Source organism: Legionella bozemanae (genome assembly GCF_900450575.1).
In the GTDB taxonomy this organism is placed as follows: Bacteria; Pseudomonadota; Gammaproteobacteria; order Legionellales; family Legionellaceae; genus Legionella; species Legionella bozemanae.
Window position 1 is genome coordinate 3,003,220 of the sequence record NZ_UGGY01000001.1, and the last position, 17,815, is coordinate 3,021,034.

Sequence of the window (17,815 nt, forward strand, 5' to 3'; positions counted from 1 at the left end):
CGCTGCATACACCCTAGTATATGAACAATCATAGGCTAATTTGGCCAAGATACTAGAAAGAAATAGGTCTAATCTGCACTCAGCATTACTCGAATTCCTATATAAACTAACAAGCCACCAAACACACGACTCAATGCTGCTTGAAAATGAGTAAATACTTTTCGAACATTATCTGATTGCAGGAATAAAACGAGTAAAGGCCAATAAAGTGCAGACTCAGAAACAAATACTCCGGCAACTAAAGCTTTATCACCAATTGATGCGTGCATTGAGACAAATTGGGTAAACAAGCTAAGTAAAAAAACTGCAAGCTTTGGGTTTAAAGCATTACACAAGACGCCTTCAATATAAGCTTTTGAGACCGTTATATTTTTCACTGAAGAAAAGCCCTGCTTTATTTTCATGGATTGCTTGAATTTTAAGCCTTTTAATCCAAGATAAATTAAATAACACGCGCCTGCGTATTTTATCATGGTATAAAGAACAATACTTTGAGTAATAATGAACGCCAATCCCAAAATGCAATAAGTAGCGTGGAAAAGACATCCGGTAACAATACCTAAGGCAGTAGCTAAAGCCTGTCGTTTGGGATATAAAAGCGCGTTTTTTGTAACAAGTATAAAATCTGGCCCCGGGCTGATCATGCCAATAAAACAAATCATGATTAAAAGTAACAAGCTAATATTCATAGTCACTACATCTCAACAAAATAGACTCGTTCCCACAATTTTAATTCAATGCTCATATAATATCCATCCATAATAACATAGAGATGGCTCCTTTATACTCTATTTAAGGTTTTTCCATCTCTATCATAAAAGACCATAACAGCTCCGCTATTAATCTTGATTTATAACGTAGCTTCACTGCTAAGAGTAGGTTCTCCAGAAGAATTTTCAATTACCTCATGTACCTTCATTTTAGGCAAAGTTTTAAACATATCATCATAGATAATCTGTGTCCTGGTTCCTGGATGGTTACGAGCATATTCTTTTACTGTTTCCCAATTACATTTCCCCTCAGCGATCATCCAACGCATAGTACTCCAAGGATTGGTAATTTTTTGATTTTCATAAGCTTCATTATAGCGTCGTACAAATTCTGCATAGAGCTTTAATGGAGGCTCATCTCCTTTTAATGGTACCGCAGCAGCTGTTGGCAATAAAGAACCCTCAGAACTCCCTTCTGAGCGGCGACTGTATTTGCGGGTAACCAACCTTTCTACAGCAAAGGCTGCGTCACTTGGTCTGCCAAAAAGCTGACGTAAAGTGCTCCCCCAAGAATGATCCACATAAATTATGTTATACAATGCGCTGTTAGCTAAATGGCATCGGTTCACAAAAGGATCGACCAACTCAGGTCTAGTATCCATATAAGCATCAATTTCTTTGAGCAAATCACTACGTTTATTTGCTAATGCTTGACACAATTCTTCATGTCGTGGAGGCTCGGCGCCACGACAAAGCAACATAGCAACCCCGCGAAGCACATCTTTGTCGTTTGGATTATTAACCAACTTTTTACAAAGTGCTTCAATTGCATTTTCACCTGTTTTCTGATCTTGCCAAAAATTTTTATTTCTCGCCTCAAGTTTTAGTTGTTCTACTGGAGACTCTTCTAATAACGCTTCAAGTGCCTTTATCTTACCTTGTTGTGCTGCCAACAGTACCGGCGTATCTTTCAGTTCGCCTACAGGATTAGCCACATCCGCCCCAGCTCTGACCAAATTGATCACCCCGGAAGCAAAGTCCAATGCTATCGCTTGGTGTAACGGCTGAAAAGGAGTACGGTCTTCGGTAAGACGTGTTGCGGCGTTTACGTCAGGTTTACAGGCTAAGATTTTTAGCAATAATTGACGATTTCTAACAGGTAAAACCAATGATAATAAGGTTCGAGCCTCTTCATCACGCTTGTTAACATCAAAAACATTATTTTCCAAGAGATGAAGAGCCAGCTGAATTTTATTGGCAGCAATTGCTTGATGCAAAGGCAAGCCAACATTTTTATCGCGAACTTTGCTCAAAACTACATCAATAAACCCTATCAAATCGGAAGAGCTCTCCTCATGAACAGGATCTTTATTTTTTTCCTGGTGCTGTTGAATCAGATAATTCAAAACGGTCATTTGAACGCCACCTTCCGTCCAGTATGGACGCTCAAGATAATCCGCTTCTGTTTGCAACTTTTGTTCAATAAATAGATTAAATCCTTCTAGTCCTGATTTTATAGCGGCATTTATTTCAGTGATAAATTCCATGTTACGTCCCCTGTAATATCCTTCCGGATTTATATTACACATTGGACAATAGAAGATCAAAAGAATAGTTAAATTTTCTACAAGCCCCATCAGGGCCTATTTATATTTCTACCATCTAGGCCAAACTGCCCTGATTTTCTATGTCAACGCACACATACCCGTATAGATGCTGCGCTTTGGTACTCGAGAATCAGGCCATTCTGGGCCCAAGCTAGCGAAAGCCAAGCAAGCCCTCAGTTCTCCATGAAATTGATTTCTGATATAGGTATTAAACGTTCAATTTAGTAAAAATCAAATCCCAAACCCCATACCCTAAACGTTCGCCACGTTGTTCAAATTTAGTAAGCGGCCGCGACAAAGGTCTGGGTGAATACCCTCCTTCTTTTTGTGTATTCTGGAGCGTCGGCTCTGTAGATAAAACCTCTAACATGTGTTCTGCATAATCTTGCCAATCGGTTGCGCAATGAATAAACCCACCCGGTTTAATTTTTTTTGTCAATAATTGAATAAACTCTTTCTGAATCAGGCGTCTTTTATGATGACGCTTCTTATGCCATGGATCCGGGAAAAAAATTTGTACCCCCGCAAGTGAGTTATCCAACAATTGAGTACGGAATACTTCAACTGCATCATGAGCTACAATACGCACATTGGATAATTGATATTCATGTAAATCAGCAGCCAAGCTTCCTACACCAGCCTGATGCACTTCTATTCCTATGTAATTAAGTTCAGGGTTATTTTTAGCCATGGCCAACAGCGATGCACCCATCCCAAAACCTATTTCAATCACTGTATCTGCAGTGCGGTCAAACTCTTGTGACACATTCCATGGACTTCCATCTACAGTAAGTTCATAATCTTTAAGCCAAAGATCTAACCCCTGACGCTGTCGATTGCTCACCCGACCAGCACGTAAGACATAACTTTTTATCTTGCGCTGCATAAATCACACTCATATTTTGTTAAAGCCGGAATTATATGTCCTTACAAAAATCTTGCAACTAATGCATTTTTTTGATATAAAACCGCTCTTGTATTTCACATCCGGCTATTTGCCCAGAATTTTACAAAGACCAATAGGGTTTGTTTGTATTTCGCTAGCTGAGTCAGTTGGCCACGAAAGTAAACAGAACCTAAATTAAAACCTATTTTGGAGTAACGCAATGTCTAGAGTATGTCAGGTAACTGGCAAGCGACCCATGACTGGTCATAAAGTGTCGCACGCTAACAACAAAACCAAAAGACGCTTTCTGCCGAATATTCAGAATCACAGTTTCTGGGTTGAAGAAGAGAAACGATTTGTCACATTGAAACTCAGTACCAAAGGTATGCGTATTGTAGACAAGTTAGGTATAAAAGCAGTTCTGGATAAGCTCAGAGCTAAAGGCGAAAAAGTATAACTAAGGGGATAAACCATGGCAGCCGTCACTATTAAAGTGAAAATGGAATCCACAGCAGGAACTGGATACTATAAAACTACAACTAAAAACCCAAGAAACCATCCTGAAAAGATGGAGCTTATGATGTACGATCCTAAAGTACGTAAGCATGTTCTTTTCAAAGAGAAAAAAGTAAAATAATTATTTAAGCCTCATGCTGATGGGGCTTTGTGTCTTATTTTTATGTATTTTTTAAGAGCAATATCTTCCCCTCTCTAAAAGCTGAGCATTTAGTGTCTCATGCCTAGACACCTTAACTCAAAAAGCAGGTTACTCTGATAAATCGACACCAGGTGCTCTTATAATGAACAATCCGACTTCATTTTCTCCATGCGCTAGAAAAAATCAATTGTGCTGATGCAAATTTTTCAGGAGATTCCTAAATTAACGCCCGTAGATACTGGATAATCCTTACGAATCGTTTAAACTGATAGTAAATAGCAATGAATAAATACAAAGAGGATTTGCATGAAACCATCATTGCAACTAAGTATTGGCCAGCATTTGACGCTCACGCCACAGTTACAGCAAGCAATAAGACTGTTGCAATTATCCACGATTGATTTACAGCAAGAAATTCAACTTATTGTTGAATCAAATCCAATGCTTGAAGCCACTCCAAATGAAGATAAAGAAGAATTTGCACCTAACGAAGCAAAGCAGCAAAATAATGATGAACCTTATGATTTTCAATGGTCAGAACTGTATCAAAGCTCAAGTAAACGCACCTCTTTTGAGGATAATGACTATAATTTTGATAATTTGCATTGCACAACAACTAATTTAAAAGACCATCTAAGATGGCAACTCGAGCTTTCTCCTATGAGTGATGTAGACAGAGTAATAGCAACCACTATTATTGATGCAGTGAATAGTGATGGCTTTCTAACGATGAGCCTCACTGAATTGCATGCGAGTCTTACAAGTGATGAACATCCACTGGATTTAGATGAAATAAATGCAGTGCGTCATCGCTTGCAATTATTTGACCCTGTAGGCTGTGCCTCCACAAACCTTGCAGAAACACTACTTGTGCAGCTAGAGCAGCTTTCTTTGGATGCGGAACATTTGGCATTGACTAAAAAGATAATTAATGAAGACATTGAATTACTGGCTCAGCATAATTATAAACAATTAATGAAAAATCATCAGATTACTGAAAAAACAATTAATGAAGTATTAAAAACAATTCAAGGGCTAAACCCCAGACCTGGTAATTTAATTCATGAAGACATTACAGAGTACATTATTCCTGATTTAACTGTTAAAAAAGTTAATAATAAATGGAGGGTTCAACTGAATCAAAGTGTGCTTCCTCATTTAAGTATTAATAGCCAATATGCGTCACTGATTCAACGCGCAGATAATAGTGCAGACAATCAGTTCTTGAAAAATAACCTGCAAGAAGCACGTTGGTTTTTAAAGAGCATTCAAAGCCGCCAGGAAACCCTGCTTAAAGTAGCTACATGCATCATGGAATATCAGCAAGGATTTCTAGAGTATGGCGAAGAAGCGATGAAGCCATTAATTCTCAATGATGTTGCTTCCGCTCTGGATATGCATGAATCAACTATTTCTCGTGTCACCACACAAAAATTTATCCATACCCCTCGTGGCGTATTTGAGCTGAAATACTTCTTTTCGAGTCATGTCAATACAAATGCTGGGGACGAATGCTCTTCTACAGCCATACGCGCCGTAATAAAAAAATTAATTTCCGCAGAGAATAGAAAAAAACCATTAAGTGACAGTAAAATTACCCGATTATTGGAAGAACAGGGTATTAAAGTAGCAAGACGAACCGTAGCAAAATATCGTGAAGCAATGGGAATTGCTCCATCCAATGAACGAAAAATAATTTGTAATTAATTTAGGGTTTGTTGACAATTCGCTAGATTAAGCCAAAATGGTGCGATTTTAGAGCGCCGAAATGCAGCATACATGGAGTATGTGAGTATTGGAGCACTTAAGGTCGCACTGTTGGCCAAGACAGTAGAATTGCCAATACACCCTATGTAACTAGGAGATTTTTATGCAAATTAACATCACTGGACATCATATTGATGTTACTCCTGCACTCAGAGCATTTACCGAAGAAAAATTCGATAAGCTGGAGCGTCACTTTGATCAAATCAAATCCATTAACGTAGTATTGAATGTAGAAAAATTACGTCAAATTGCTGAAGCAACCATTCATGTAACCAAGGGTGAACTGCATGCAAGCTCAGAATCTGAAGACTTATATGCTGCAATTGATGCGTTGATTGATAAATTGGAACGTCAACTAACCAAACATAAAGAGAAAAACCATAAGCATCATGATTAAGAAATAATCGCTTGCGGTAGTTTTGCAGACAGCAAGGTGAAACCCTATTTTTCCGGGATCCACTTTGCTGAGCTTAACTACACTTATTTCCTATTTCATGATACATTTGTAGCGCTATGATTAAAACTAAAATTAAAATAATTAATAAATTGGGCTTACATGCACGTGCTTCGGCGAAGTTTGTTTCTACCGCCGCAAGATTCCAAAGCCAAATTGATGTAACCAATAACTCACAAACCGTTAATGGGAAGAGCATTATGGGTGTTATGATGCTTGCAGCCAATAAAGGGAGTGAACTCATTATGGAAATAGATGGTCCTGATGAAGTACAAATGAATGAAGCCTTAACTCATTTGATTAATAATTATTTTGGCGAAGGTGAATAACTAAAATTGGAATAATTATTCTCTTCGAAAGCTCATGCTAAAGATATGTTAAGTGCTCAGTCGCTCATGTGAATATTGGCTAATCCGGCCGCTCCTTGGTTAGGGCTATGTGCTTACAAAAACTCATTGAATTCCTTTTTTCATTTCTCGGAGTGCTTTCTTTGCTTTCTCACTTTGTGCAAAGCAAATAAAGTCATAAACAATCCAGATAATGCATAAACAGTAAAACTTACAAATAAAACCACTGAAGGATTAGCAGCAATAGCTACAAATAAAATGATCATCACCAAGACATAAAGAAATGGCACTTTGCCCTTAAAATCCACCTCTTTAAAACTGTAATAGCGAAAGTTAGAAACCATTAAACCCGAAGTGGTTAATGACAAGATCGCAGTCAATACAGCAACAAACATATTCTGCCATTCATTTTGATAGCATAACCAAGCAAAAGAAGCCATTACTGCAGCAGATGGTGGACAAGGTAACCCTTGAAAATATCGTTTATCTGCTGTTTCAAGCTGAGTATTAAAACGCGCTAAGCGCAAAGCAACTGCAGCTGTATAAACAAAAGCGACCAACCAACCTACTTTCCCTAACTGACTTAACATCAAATTATATACTAATAACGATGGTGCAACACCAAAGGTGACCATATCGGATAAACTATCATATTGAGCACCAAAATCAGTCTGTGTATGAGTTAAACGTGCAATTCGCCCATCCAGTCCATCTGCAATCATGCCAATAAATATAGCGATGATAGAAGCTTCAAATTGCCCTTTCATCGATGCCACAAGAGAGTAAAATGCGGCGAATAAGCTGGCCGTTGTAAACAAATTAGGCAATAAATAAATACCAGAATGACTTTCTTTTTCCATTCCTAATAACCTTCAAAAAATGCCAAATACAATATGTTGACATAATAGGGATAAAAATTACTTTTGAAAACCAAATTTAACACAAATTTATTTTTGTAAAATGAATAAATTTCAATACAGCCCTCATTATATGATGGTATAATTAACATACTGTATTTATATTACATAAAAGATATGGCTGCATCTGAAAAAAAAACCATCATTATCGAAGGAATCACTTCTCAAGGAAAAACCTTTCGCCCCAGCGACTGGGCAGAACGTATGAGTGGCTCATTGGCAAGCTTTAAAAATAGTCGTATTCATTATTCTCCTCTATTACGGCCAAGTGTAAATAGTGAGGGATACCAATGCATTTTACTTGATCCAAAGCTTAAAGAATCAAGCCCGTTACTGTATCAATCCATTCTTGATTTCGCTAAAGCCAATAACCTCAGAATCTGTGGCGAAGAAAACCAAGGGGAAGGTGGCTAGCTAGTACCCTTGACTCGTTTTAATTGCCATAGTCCAATTTGCCACGTTGCCCATAATGTAATTCAGCATGGCTATAGTATTATCAAAGTTCATCGCCAATACGCCGGCAATTATAAATACCAAACCTTTAGGTCCATGCTGAGTTCCTGGTTGACTGGCATGCGCAACCAACACACTCCCACGCACAAACCATAATATCCCCGCAGTTTGAACCACTAACCCCATGGAACTGTAAATATTTGTCGAATTATAGGATGAATAAGTTAACACATTCCCTGCTCCAAAAAACGTATTGGCCATAACATCCAATCCCGTAGGCAAATAAAGTAGCGCCGCTCCCATAAATAAATACATTATTGGGCTAAACATCTTTTCTTGTGATGAAGATTGCGCTCTGTGATCGCCAATTTTTCTGAATTTGGAAATTGCAGTCCAAAAAAATAAAATGCCTAAAATATACGCTCCCCCAGTAATTAAATGCTGTACTGGGTATAAAGAATGGCTGAGATTGCCTATAATTGTAATGAGATCCGGTGTATTCATAGTTTAATTATATGCTGTCATAATTTAATTATATGCCGTTAAAACTTATATTGCATAATTTTTTGCTTATATTAAGCTTAGTTCAGAGTTATAATCTCAGATTTTTACAGTAAAGTTGAATATTCGTCATGCAAATAAACACATTTCCCATCACTTTAAAAGAATCATTTATGATTTCTCCTAAAGTAAAGCACTTCATTTTTACTTGTGAAGTAGCTCCGTCTTTTAATTATTTACCTGGTCAATTTATTACCATTCATTTTGAACATCAAGGTAAATTATTAAAACGTAGTTATAGTATAGCCAATGCGCCAAAACAAGATAATCAAATTGAGCTCGCAGCGGGCTATTTTGAAAATGGACCAGGTACTGAATTGCTTTATAATTTAAAATCTGGTGATATTATTCAGGTCAGTGGCCCATATGGTCGATTGATTATCAAAGATGAAATACCCCATCGATTTATCCTAGTCGCTACCAGTACAGGAATTACCCCATATCGAGCGATGCTGCAAGAACTAGGCGCACTTATGGAGCAACATTCAGCTCTCGAGATAGTCATACTACAAGGAGTTCAGCGACGAGAAGAAATTCTCTATGCCAATGAGTTCCAAGCATTTTCTCAAAAATACCCTAAGGTCACGTTCAGACCTTATTTAAGCAGACAGCCCATACATGAATTAAATGAAAATGAGTATAGCGGCTATGTACAACATGCCTTTCCTACATTAAATCTAAACCCCCAGCACGATGTTATTTATTTATGTGGAAATCCCGGTATGATTGACGAGGCTTTTAACTCTTTAAAAGAACAAGGTTTTGCCATGCAACACATTATTCGCGAAAAATATATATCTAGATAACGTAAAACAATCAGGAGCAAATACAATATGAGTTATGATGAATTATCTAATACTATGGGGCTAATGCTGCAAGAGGGCAAAGGAATTTTAGCCGCAGATGAAAGCAATTCAACAATAGGTAAGCGATTTACCTCAATTAATATTGAAAATACTGAAGAAAATCGCAGAGATTACAGATTACTGCTCGCTACAACCACTGATTTAGAACAATATATCAACGGGGTTATTTTATTTGAAGAAACCTTTAGCCAAACTGATGAGCATGGAACTCCTATTGCTCAATTATTTGCTGATAAGGGTATCGTTCCTGGAATTAAAGTAGATAAAGGATTAATTCATCTCGCCAATACTGAAAATGAACAAGTAACTCAAGGCTTGGATGGATTGGCTGAGCGTTTGCAGCATTTTAAAAAATTAGGTGCAAAATTTGCCAAATGGCGTAATGTTTATTCAATTTCTGAATTTACTCCCAGTTTAACCGCGGTTAAAACAGGTGCAGAAAATCTGGCGCGTTATGCCGCAGCTTGCCAAGAAGCCGGGATTGTTCCTATCGTTGAACCCGAAGTGCTCATGGATGGAGACCACACTATTGAACATTGTGCAGAAGTATGTGAAATTGTACTGCACGAACTATTTCATGCCTTATTTATTCATCAAATTGAGCTAGAACATATTATTTTAAAACCTAGCATGGTTACTTGTGGTAAAGCACACAGCCCTTTCAGTGAGCCTGATGAAATTGCTGATTACACAATTAGTGTGTTCCGTAATAACGTACCTGCTGCGGTACCAACAATTAATTTCCTCTCTGGTGGCCAAACACCGCAACAAGCTACAGCAAATTTAAATGCAATCAATAGCATTGACCATCAACCTTGGCTACTCAGCTTTTCTTTCGGCAGAGCATTACAGGAAGATTGTTTAGCTGCCTGGAGTGGAAATAAAGCAAATATCGCCAAAGCACAAGAGGCTTTATTAAAACGTGCCCGTTTAAATAGCTTAGCCTGTGTGGGCGAATACAATAGCAATATGGAATAATCCATACTATTGGGGAGAGGTTTTTTTACTGAAACAAACCAATCCCCATATAAAAATCATAACCCTGTATCTTGATACATTCTTAATTTTTTTATAGTAATCAAAGACTAAAGAGGCTTAATCAATTCAAAACGCGCATAAAGCGGCAAATGGTCAGAAAGCATTCGCCAGGGCTTGCCGTGTAAACACGCTACTTCTTGCACTTTCATGCCACGAAAATAGACACGATCAATACAAAGCGCTGGTTTTATAGCAGGGAATGAGCGTGCATGCTGTCCTTCCACTGAAACAAAAGCCTCTTCTATATTTAAGTTTTCAGCCAGAGGCTTGGAAATAACGGTGCGCCAATCATTGAAATCTCCCGCCATCAATAGAGGCTCATCTTGTGGAACCACATCTTTTATGCGTTGCATTAAAGCATTACATTGTACCATTCGCTCTGTTTTAAAAAGGCCCAAATGTACACATAATAAATGAATAGTGACTTTATCCAGTTTCAACTGTGCATGCAATATTCCCCTCGAGGCTCTGCGTATATTTGCAAGATTAATATTTTCAAATCGATCAAAAGCATATTTACTTAAAATTGCATTCCCATGATGTCCCGATTCATATACGGCATTTTTTGCATAAACATAGTGAGGCCATATGTTTTCAGCAATATACTCAAATTGCGGCGAGTCAGGCCACGCATTAATCCGTTTTTGTCTTTTTCTATGTTCACCTTGTACTTCTTGTAAAAAAACAAAATCAGGGGTTAAGCTGGTAATTGCATCGCGCATTTTAGGGAGCAAGAAACGAACAGCGCCGCCTACACCAAACCCTTTATGAATATTGTAAGTTATTAATGAAACGCTCTGTACTTCTTGTTGCATAGTTTACTCTTTTCAAGTTCTTGTATTAAGCATAACACTAAATGTCATAAAAAAATTGCTATTCTCTCACTGCAGATCGTTCAGAAATTACTGGAAAAAGTAATTATAATCATTGAAACAATGAGGCAAAAATCATTATTCATTTTTATAATGAATTATAGCCCTCCTGTTTGCAGTAGGGATATAATGATTATTTATAATAATTAAAAAAATAGTAAATAAAATGAAAACATTAAATCTCACCATTCCAGGCTTTTCTATAGCCTGTACCGCTTGGGGAAACCCTGATAAACCGACAATCCTTGCACTGCACGGTTGGTTAGATAATGCAAACAGTTTTTCTCCTCTTGCTTCATACTTAGAGAATGATTTTTATTTTATAGCAGTTGATTTGCCTGGGCATGGTCATTCATCACATCTTCCCGAAGGGTGTCATTATCATTTTTTTGATGGGATTTTTGTTGTTATTGAAATAATCAATGCGTTAAAACTCGATAAAGTTCATTTATTAGGACACTCCATGGGAGCTTGCCTGGCAAGTTTGGTTGGAGGCGTAGTCCCCGAACGTTTTACCTCTTTAAGCCTGATTGAGGGATTAGGGCCATTTTCTCATCCGGCAGAAAGCGCATGCCAACAATTAAGGGAGTTTGCACATTTTCTTGCTCAAAAAAGCAAAAAATCTAAAGGTTATGACAGCATCAATAGTGCGGCTCTTGCACGTGCCATTAAAGGATATGTTTCTTTAGACATTGCAAAAATTCTTTGTGAACGAAGCCTGGTAGAAAAGCAAGGTCGATTTTATTGGCGTCATGATCAACGCTTACTTGTACGCTCGCCTTTACGAATGACAGAAACCCAAATACTCTCTTGTTTGCAAGAAATTACTACAAAAACTTATTTACTTTTATCCAGCAGAGGATTTTCTTTTGACTCTGAAATGATGAATGAGCGGATTAAAGCGGTTAGAAACCTGACACTTAAAAAAATGGATGGAGGACATCATATTCACATGGAGCAGCCAGAAGTTATAAGCAAACTTCTGGCTGAATTCATTACCGCATAGATTAATTACAGCCATCCATGTTGGTAATGATTTTAACTTCATTTAATGACTTTTTAACATCACAGACAGCAGTAGAAGGATACTTCTCATGGTTAGGATCTCCTGCGATTAGGTCATTAATTGCACTCACCAAACCTTCACCACCCTCATCAAAGTTTGAATAAGGCGTCCAATAATCCATATTTGCTTTAACCATCACATCGAATGCTAATCGAGTATTCCAATTAGGTTGATTGGCCAAAATGTAGAATAAATGGTTGTAAACCCCACTGGAATAATGAACATCCAGACCACCATAATATTCATCAGCAGTATCAATAGATTCACCATCACGACTTGGTTTATCCATATAGCGTAATGCTTCCCAGCCGCTGTCTTCTTTCATGATCTCGCCGCCAATTTGCCAGGTGCTTTTATTCACAGAATAATACTCAGCTGCCTGAGCTGCCATATCAGAAAAAGCCTCGTTCATGCCACCAGATTGACCATAATATTCAAGATTAGAATGTTGCTCTGTAAAACCGTGGCTGATTTCATGAGCACCTACTCCAAGAGAGACTAACGGATACATCATGGTATCACCATCACCAAAAGTCATCTGCTGACCGTCCCAATATGCATTCTCGTACCCGTCACCATAATGAACTCGCATAACTAACTGCATTGGGGAACCATCAGGGTTACTCAATGCGTTAGTATCATACCAATCCTTATACATATGCCTAATTACATGCCCAGCATATAATGCATCATTTGTTGGAGAAGCGGCTCCATTAGCTCTGTCATAACCATCTCCTTTATAACCAGTTAGGTAAACACTGGAGTCATTGGTTGGACAATTAAACTTCATTGCTTTATTTCTTGAACTGTATCTGTGATCCATGTCAATTACTTTGACATCACTATTTTCCATAAAACAAACTTCATTGTTCCTATCACGAGTTAAATCAAGGTAGGGCAAATCAGCTCCGTATCGATAGAAACCTGTTTTATTATTTCCACCAAAACCAGCTCCATTCACAGAGTCTCTTTTTGTTTTTATATCATTCCATTGTACAAAAGGTTTATTGGTTTTTGCGTCAATTATTGCGGTTGGGCGCTCGGGAATTTGATCTCTATGAACAACAAGAACACTCACTTTATAAGCCCAGTGTGCTTTATGTTGAGCATCGATATAAACCATAGGTGTGACCTTTTCATCACTTACTTCTTTACCAGTATACTTAGCTTTAAATTGTTGTAACGCCAGATCAGCATTTGTCACAAAAGCAGCATCAGGTTGACCCAATTCAGTCTGTAGACCTTGATAAATCACGCCATTCATCGCTACGTTTGACTGTGCTGTAGCCAATGATTTTGCTGTGTGCATGCTATGCATAATCGCATAACCGCCATAAACAGGAAATCCTACATATTGTTGCTGCATACGCACGTGAGTTATTTTATTACCGTCAGTATGCTCACTTACAAAACGTAAACTGTCTTTAGCAACCGTGATGCCTTGTGTTGTCAAAGCAAACTTTTGTTTTACTTGCTCAAGAGACGCCTTCTGTAAAGGCATAGGTTCTGCGGCTCTCGCAGAAGATGCTATTCCCAAGGCCAGAGCAACAGCTAAGGGAGATAAATAGTAATTATGATGCATGGACACCCTCTCCTTATTTGCAACTTAATCTAAATTGAAAGCAACTCATCTCCTGCCAAACCCTTAATCCTTAAAATCAAGCTATAGAAATAACCTGACTGGTTTTAACAGTGAGTCACACCTGTGAACACAACCAATAACTCTAAAAACTTATCCAAGCTAGCATAGTTTTAGTATTTTTGAAATTATTATTTCATGCTTAGTAATGACCGATATAAAAAATTCTAAGATAAAGAGACAGAGACTCTTCCTTTACCGCTTCTTTTCCTGAAAATGATGTGACTCACGGATGAAAACTACTTTATCGGATTATTGATTCTTGATAATACCATGCAGCCAATGCACTTGAGCCTAATACGAGTAATATTACAGCCAAAGGGAGTGGGCCTTGTATCTTGGTCGTTGCGATGATACCACTTGTCAGTGCAGAGGTTAAATCTTGCATACTGACATATAATGCCGCCACTGTTCCTGCGATGTGTGGAAATGGATGGAAAACTCCTGCAAAAGCGTTAATAAAAGTAAAACCTGCCCCCATACTAAATAATGCAACCGGAATCATAATTGATGGTACATTTATTATTCCTGCAAGCGCAAAACTGAGCATGATCCCACCCCCGCCAATCATCAGCAGGATCCCCATAAATAACATATAGGATACCCCTTTAGACATGACTAATTGGCTGTTAATTATTCCGCTAAGGCAAATAGCACCGGCAATAAAAATTGATAGTTGACCATATTCCAAAGGGCTTAATCCCAATACATTTTGAAACAAAAAAGGAGCAATTGTAAGATAAGCAACTAAACCAGCACATGCAAAACATGCACATAGAGTGTAACCTAAAAAAATTTTAGATCTTAATAAAGCATCATAATGTCGCAGTATAACCCTTATTTTAGTTGCATCAGGATTAAGATTTTTATTAGTTTCAGGCAAAACTAAGAGAATAAAAACCCAAAATGCAAACCCCACAATAAAAATAAATAAAAAATTCGCTCTCCATCCAAAATGCTCTTGAATGAATCCACCCCAAATTGGTGAAGCAATAAGAAGAAACGTACTTGCCATACCCACATAAGAGCCGATTTTAGATAAATATTTGTCAGTAAAAAGATCGCGAATTAAAGAACGCCCGACTGAACTGCATGAACCAATGCCAAATCCTTGTAAAAACCGCCCCAACGTTAACACCATGACAGAGGGGGCAAATAAACAAACAAGACAACCTATTACGCTGATTCCAATACCATAAATCAAAGGGCGTTTACGGCCAATTTTATCAGACCAAGGCCCAAAAAAAATATGAGAAATTCCCAATCCAAACATAAAAAGGAATAGAGTGAATTGAATTGATGATTCAGTACTTTTAAAGGCTTTAGTAATAGCAGGTAATGATGGAACATATTGATCAATAGAAATTTGCACCAATACCATCATCATAAAAATAACAAAATATATTACCGGTTGTACCTTTTGTACCTCCTGCTGTTGCTCGAGCCTCTCCTGCATCAAAAATTCCTTTCTCGGAAAGAGTTGAATATAATGCCATTTTAGTCCTTAAAATGATTCCATCATGAATTAACTCAATAGTCTAGTTTACTGCAATAAAACCCAGCAAATTTTCGCTCATATCGTATTAACAAAAAAATATAAAAAAGTGGAGATCATGCAGATATCCTCGGAGATATATAGACAATTTTAGGAAGATAAGGCAAAATCTGCCAAAATTGCTCGATACTAACTAAAACATGAAAAAAATTCTGGTTTTACATGGACCAAATTTGAACCTCTTGGGAACTCGAGAACCTTCAGTTTATGGAGCCACTACGTTAGATCATATCAACACTCGTTTAATCAAAGAGGCAACAAAAGCTGGATTTGCATTAAGCTGTTATCAAAGCAATTCTGAGGCGGATTTAATCCAAGCAATCCACCAAGCCAGTATCGACAAAGTAGATTATATCATTTTTAATCCCGCAGGATTTACACATACCAGTGTGGCTTTAAGGGATGCTATATGTGCTGTTGCCATTCCGTTTATTGAAGTACATATTAGTAACATTTATTCCCGTGAGCCTTTTCGCCACCATTCTTATTTTTCTGATATAGCAAAAGGAACTATCAGTGGCTTGGGGGCGCAAGGGTATTCATTAGCATTAACATCAATTATTGAAAGAGAATCAAATAATGGACATTCGTAAAATCAGAAAATTAATCGAATTGCTGGAAGAAACTGGCATTTCCGAAATTGAAATTAAAGAAGGTGAAGAATCACTTAGGTTAAGCCGTCATAGCAGTGCGCCTGCAGCAGAACATCCTCAGGTTCACTATATTTCTACTCCTGCACCACGTCAGGAATCACATCCTGCTGCAAACAATACACCTGCGCCCGCAATGGCTTCTTCGCACCAAGAAAGTAAGCCTGTACCGACTGCTTCAGGCCACAAAATTCGTTCTCCTATGGTAGGTACAATGTACACTTCTCCATCACCAGAAAGTCCTCCTTTTGTGACTCTTGGTCAAACAGTCAAAGCCGGTGACGTTTTATGTATTGTTGAAGCAATGAAAATGTTTAATGAAATCGAAGCGGATCGCGCCGGCAAAATCGTAGAAATACTCGTTGCTAATGGAGAGCCTGTTGAATACGATCAGGTCCTGTTTGTTATAGAATAGAGGGTGCATCCATGCTCAGTAAAATTGTTATTGCCAACAGAGGTGAAATCGCTCTTCGCATTTTACGTGCGTGTAAAGAACTAGGCATTCAGACTGTAGCCGTCCATTCCGATGTAGATAAAGACTTATTGCATGTTCGTCTTGCGGATGAAACGGTGTGCATAGGCCCTGCTCCAGCACAAAAAAGCTACCTTAATATCCCAGCGATTATTTCCGCTGCCGAAATTACTGATGCCGTAGCAATTCACCCTGGTTACGGATTTCTTTCTGAAAATGCTGATTTCGCGGAAGTAGTAGAACAAAGCGGGTTTCGCTTTATCGGTCCCCGGGGTGACACCATTCGTCTTATGGGGGATAAAGTATCTGCCATTAACGCAATGAAAGCTGCTGGAGTTCCTTGTGTTCCTGGATCAGATGGCCCCTTATCCGATGACGATCGCTTAAACTTAGAAATTGCCCAAAAAATTGGCTATCCCGTTATCATTAAGGCTGCAGGTGGCGGCGGTGGTCGTGGTATGCGTGTTGTTCATGGTGAAGCGAGTTTGCTTAATGCCATAGCACTTACTCGTAGCGAAGCAAAAGCTGCATTTAATAACCCAATTGTTTATATGGAAAAATTCCTGGAAAATCCTCGCCATATTGAATTCCAAGTGCTTGGAGATGGGAAAGGTAAAGCCATTCATCTGGGTGAACGCGATTGTTCCATGCAAAGACGTCATCAAAAAGTAGTAGAAGAAGCACCCGCCCCAGGAATTAGTTCTGAACTGAGAAATAAAATTGGTGCCTCTGTAGTCAAAGCATGTCAAGAGTTGCAATATCGCGGCGCAGGAACTTTTGAATTCTTATATCAGGATGGCTGTTTTTATTTTATTGAAATGAATACACGAATCCAGGTTGAGCATCCTGTAACTGAAATGATCACTGGAATCGATTTAATTAAAGAACAAATCAAAATTGCCAGTGATATTCCGATGACGCTTACCCAAGAAGATATAAAACTGCGGGGTCACGCAATTGAATGCCGAATCAATGCAGAAGATGCCAAAACCTTCATGCCGTCACCAGGAATGATAAAGTTATTGCATCAACCCGGGGGACCAGGCATTCGCTTTGACTCTCATATTTACAGCAGTTATACAGTGCCACCTAATTATGATTCTATGATAGGCAAGCTGATTAGTTATGGGGAAACACGTGCCGAAGCCATCGCAAGAATGCGAAATGCGCTTGATGAAATCATTATAGATGGCATAAAAACCAACATTGAATTACATCAACGTATTTTTCATGATCAATCTTTTATAGCAGGTGGTACTAATATCCACTACCTGGAAAAAATGCTGAAGGGCTAATA

General features: G+C 38.2%; 20 protein-coding genes. 12 read left to right on the top strand and 8 right to left on the bottom strand.

What is annotated here, in order from left to right; genetic code table 11:
* Positions 1–68 precede the first annotated feature (68 nt).
* The 3 genes from DY223_RS13240 to trmB form a co-directional block, all read right to left on the bottom strand.
* Positions 69–689: a LysE family translocator gene (locus DY223_RS13240; RefSeq protein WP_058458620.1), complete on the bottom strand. Its 621-nt coding sequence runs from the start codon at positions 687–689 to the stop codon at positions 69–71.
* 161 nt (positions 690–850) lie between these two features.
* Entirely contained in the window at positions 851–2,257 is a 1,407-nt protein-coding gene (gene ankC, locus DY223_RS13245; protein ID WP_058458621.1) for a Dot/Icm T4SS effector AnkC/LegA12, read from the bottom strand.
* 268 nt (positions 2,258–2,525) lie between these two features.
* The gene (gene trmB / locus DY223_RS13250) at positions 2,526–3,203 is read right to left on the bottom strand and encodes a tRNA (guanosine(46)-N7)-methyltransferase TrmB (RefSeq protein WP_058458622.1); all 678 of its coding nucleotides are present in this window, start codon (positions 3,201–3,203) and stop codon (positions 2,526–2,528) included.
* A gap of 220 nt (positions 3,204–3,423) precedes the next feature.
* On the opposite strand from trmB, the gene rpmB reads away from it, so the two are divergent.
* The 5 genes from rpmB (at position 3,424) to DY223_RS13275 (ending at position 6,411) form a co-directional block, all read left to right on the top strand.
* Complete coding sequence (rpmB, locus tag DY223_RS13255) at positions 3,424–3,660, top strand: 50S ribosomal protein L28 (protein WP_019233564.1); 237 nt, start codon at positions 3,424–3,426, stop codon at positions 3,658–3,660.
* A 15-nt stretch (positions 3,661–3,675) separates the two neighbouring features.
* Positions 3,676–3,840: a 50S ribosomal protein L33 gene (gene rpmG, locus DY223_RS13260; protein ID WP_003635328.1), complete on the top strand. Its 165-nt coding sequence runs from the start codon at positions 3,676–3,678 to the stop codon at positions 3,838–3,840.
* A gap of 327 nt (positions 3,841–4,167) precedes the next feature.
* On the top strand, positions 4,168–5,568 hold the full coding sequence (locus DY223_RS13265; protein ID WP_058458623.1) for an RNA polymerase factor sigma-54: 1,401 nt from the start codon (positions 4,168–4,170) through the stop codon (positions 5,566–5,568).
* Between the two features lie 163 nt (positions 5,569–5,731).
* Positions 5,732–6,025 carry a ribosome hibernation promoting factor gene (hpf, locus tag DY223_RS13270; protein WP_058458624.1) on the top strand — a complete coding sequence of 98 codons (294 nt, stop codon included), beginning with the start codon at positions 5,732–5,734 and terminating at the stop codon, positions 6,023–6,025.
* 116 nt (positions 6,026–6,141) lie between these two features.
* Positions 6,142–6,411, top strand: coding sequence for an HPr family phosphocarrier protein (locus DY223_RS13275; protein WP_058458625.1), 270 nt, complete (start codon positions 6,142–6,144; stop codon positions 6,409–6,411).
* A 140-nt stretch (positions 6,412–6,551) separates the two neighbouring features.
* Here DY223_RS13275 and pssA read toward each other — a convergent pair whose 3' ends face one another.
* The gene (gene pssA, locus DY223_RS13280; RefSeq protein WP_058458626.1) at positions 6,552–7,289 is read right to left on the bottom strand and encodes a CDP-diacylglycerol--serine O-phosphatidyltransferase; all 738 of its coding nucleotides are present in this window, start codon (positions 7,287–7,289) and stop codon (positions 6,552–6,554) included.
* A 174-nt stretch (positions 7,290–7,463) separates the two neighbouring features.
* Between pssA and DY223_RS13285 the strand changes: the two genes are divergently transcribed.
* The gene (locus tag DY223_RS13285; RefSeq protein WP_058458627.1) at positions 7,464–7,760 is read left to right on the top strand and encodes a DUF3579 domain-containing protein; all 297 of its coding nucleotides are present in this window, start codon (positions 7,464–7,466) and stop codon (positions 7,758–7,760) included.
* Here DY223_RS13285 and DY223_RS13290 read toward each other — a convergent pair whose 3' ends face one another.
* On the bottom strand, positions 7,761–8,303 hold the full coding sequence (locus DY223_RS13290) for a hypothetical protein (protein WP_058458628.1): 543 nt from the start codon (positions 8,301–8,303) through the stop codon (positions 7,761–7,763).
* A 128-nt stretch (positions 8,304–8,431) separates the two neighbouring features.
* Between DY223_RS13290 and DY223_RS13295 the strand changes: the two genes are divergently transcribed.
* Together DY223_RS13295 and DY223_RS13300 are read left to right on the top strand one after the other, a co-directional pair.
* Positions 8,432–9,166, top strand: coding sequence for a ferredoxin--NADP reductase (locus DY223_RS13295; RefSeq protein WP_058458629.1), 735 nt, complete (start codon positions 8,432–8,434; stop codon positions 9,164–9,166).
* A gap of 27 nt (positions 9,167–9,193) precedes the next feature.
* Positions 9,194–10,204: a class I fructose-bisphosphate aldolase gene (locus DY223_RS13300; protein ID WP_058458630.1), complete on the top strand. Its 1,011-nt coding sequence runs from the start codon at positions 9,194–9,196 to the stop codon at positions 10,202–10,204.
* Positions 10,205–10,311: 107 nt separating this feature from the next.
* Here DY223_RS13300 and DY223_RS13305 read toward each other — a convergent pair whose 3' ends face one another.
* On the bottom strand, positions 10,312–11,079 hold the full coding sequence (locus tag DY223_RS13305; protein WP_058458631.1) for an endonuclease/exonuclease/phosphatase family protein: 768 nt from the start codon (positions 11,077–11,079) through the stop codon (positions 10,312–10,314).
* A gap of 223 nt (positions 11,080–11,302) precedes the next feature.
* Here DY223_RS13305 and DY223_RS13310 point away from each other — a divergent pair, with 223 nt between their 5' ends.
* Entirely contained in the window at positions 11,303–12,142 is an 840-nt protein-coding gene (locus DY223_RS13310; RefSeq protein ID WP_058458632.1) for an alpha/beta fold hydrolase, read from the top strand.
* Between the two features lies 1 nt (position 12,143).
* Here the strand turns inward: DY223_RS13310 and proA are convergent, their stop codons facing one another.
* Both proA and DY223_RS13320 read right to left on the bottom strand, forming a co-directional pair.
* Complete coding sequence (gene proA, locus DY223_RS13315; protein ID WP_058458633.1) at positions 12,144–13,784, bottom strand: zinc metalloprotease ProA; 1,641 nt, start codon at positions 13,782–13,784, stop codon at positions 12,144–12,146.
* 301 nt (positions 13,785–14,085) lie between these two features.
* The gene (locus DY223_RS13320) at positions 14,086–15,297 is read right to left on the bottom strand and encodes a multidrug effflux MFS transporter (RefSeq protein WP_058458634.1); all 1,212 of its coding nucleotides are present in this window, start codon (positions 15,295–15,297) and stop codon (positions 14,086–14,088) included.
* 239 nt (positions 15,298–15,536) lie between these two features.
* On the opposite strand from DY223_RS13320, the gene aroQ reads away from it, so the two are divergent.
* From aroQ to accC, 3 genes are read left to right on the top strand one after another with little or no spacing between them, the layout of a single operon-like run.
* Positions 15,537–15,989, top strand: a complete 453-nt coding sequence (gene aroQ / locus DY223_RS13325; protein ID WP_058458635.1) for a type II 3-dehydroquinate dehydratase — start codon at positions 15,537–15,539, stop codon at positions 15,987–15,989.
* Entirely contained in the window at positions 15,976–16,461 is a 486-nt protein-coding gene (accB, locus tag DY223_RS13330; protein WP_058458636.1) for an acetyl-CoA carboxylase biotin carboxyl carrier protein, read from the top strand. Before aroQ ends, accB begins: the two co-directional genes overlap by 14 nt.
* Before the next feature lie 11 nt (positions 16,462–16,472).
* On the top strand, positions 16,473–17,813 hold the full coding sequence (accC, locus tag DY223_RS13335; protein WP_058458637.1) for an acetyl-CoA carboxylase biotin carboxylase subunit: 1,341 nt from the start codon (positions 16,473–16,475) through the stop codon (positions 17,811–17,813).
* Positions 17,814–17,815: the final 2 nt, after the last annotated feature.

Excerpts from the sequence above, each read along its gene's own strand:
- DY223_RS13305 (WP_058458631.1), bottom strand. The coding sequence starts at position 11,079 with ATGCAACAAGAAGTACAGAGCGTTTCATTAATAACTTACAATATTCAT.
- DY223_RS13285 (WP_058458627.1), top strand. The coding sequence starts at position 7,464 with ATGGCTGCATCTGAAAAAAAAACCATCATTATCGAAGGAATCACTTCT.
- rpmG (WP_003635328.1), top strand. The coding sequence starts at position 3,676 with ATGGCAGCCGTCACTATTAAAGTGAAAATGGAATCCACAGCAGGAACT.
- DY223_RS13310 (WP_058458632.1), top strand. The coding sequence starts at position 11,303 with ATGAAAACATTAAATCTCACCATTCCAGGCTTTTCTATAGCCTGTACC.
- DY223_RS13265 (WP_058458623.1), top strand. The coding sequence starts at position 4,168 with ATGAAACCATCATTGCAACTAAGTATTGGCCAGCATTTGACGCTCACG.
- hpf (WP_058458624.1), top strand. The coding sequence starts at position 5,732 with ATGCAAATTAACATCACTGGACATCATATTGATGTTACTCCTGCACTC.
- trmB (WP_058458622.1), bottom strand. The coding sequence starts at position 3,203 with ATGCAGCGCAAGATAAAAAGTTATGTCTTACGTGCTGGTCGGGTGAGC.
- aroQ (WP_058458635.1), top strand. The coding sequence starts at position 15,537 with ATGAAAAAAATTCTGGTTTTACATGGACCAAATTTGAACCTCTTGGGA.
- DY223_RS13240 (WP_058458620.1), bottom strand. The coding sequence starts at position 689 with ATGAATATTAGCTTGTTACTTTTAATCATGATTTGTTTTATTGGCATG.
- DY223_RS13275 (WP_058458625.1), top strand. The coding sequence starts at position 6,142 with ATGATTAAAACTAAAATTAAAATAATTAATAAATTGGGCTTACATGCA.
- ankC (WP_058458621.1), bottom strand. The coding sequence starts at position 2,257 with ATGGAATTTATCACTGAAATAAATGCCGCTATAAAATCAGGACTAGAA.
- proA (WP_058458633.1), bottom strand. The coding sequence starts at position 13,784 with ATGCATCATAATTACTATTTATCTCCCTTAGCTGTTGCTCTGGCCTTG.
- DY223_RS13320 (WP_058458634.1), bottom strand. The coding sequence starts at position 15,297 with ATGCAGGAGAGGCTCGAGCAACAGCAGGAGGTACAAAAGGTACAACCG.
- DY223_RS13290 (WP_058458628.1), bottom strand. The coding sequence starts at position 8,303 with ATGAATACACCGGATCTCATTACAATTATAGGCAATCTCAGCCATTCT.
- DY223_RS13300 (WP_058458630.1), top strand. The coding sequence starts at position 9,194 with ATGAGTTATGATGAATTATCTAATACTATGGGGCTAATGCTGCAAGAG.
- pssA (WP_058458626.1), bottom strand. The coding sequence starts at position 7,289 with ATGGAAAAAGAAAGTCATTCTGGTATTTATTTATTGCCTAATTTGTTT.
- accC (WP_058458637.1), top strand. The coding sequence starts at position 16,473 with ATGCTCAGTAAAATTGTTATTGCCAACAGAGGTGAAATCGCTCTTCGC.
- rpmB (WP_019233564.1), top strand. The coding sequence starts at position 3,424 with ATGTCTAGAGTATGTCAGGTAACTGGCAAGCGACCCATGACTGGTCAT.
- DY223_RS13295 (WP_058458629.1), top strand. The coding sequence starts at position 8,432 with ATGCAAATAAACACATTTCCCATCACTTTAAAAGAATCATTTATGATT.
- accB (WP_058458636.1), top strand. The coding sequence starts at position 15,976 with ATGGACATTCGTAAAATCAGAAAATTAATCGAATTGCTGGAAGAAACT.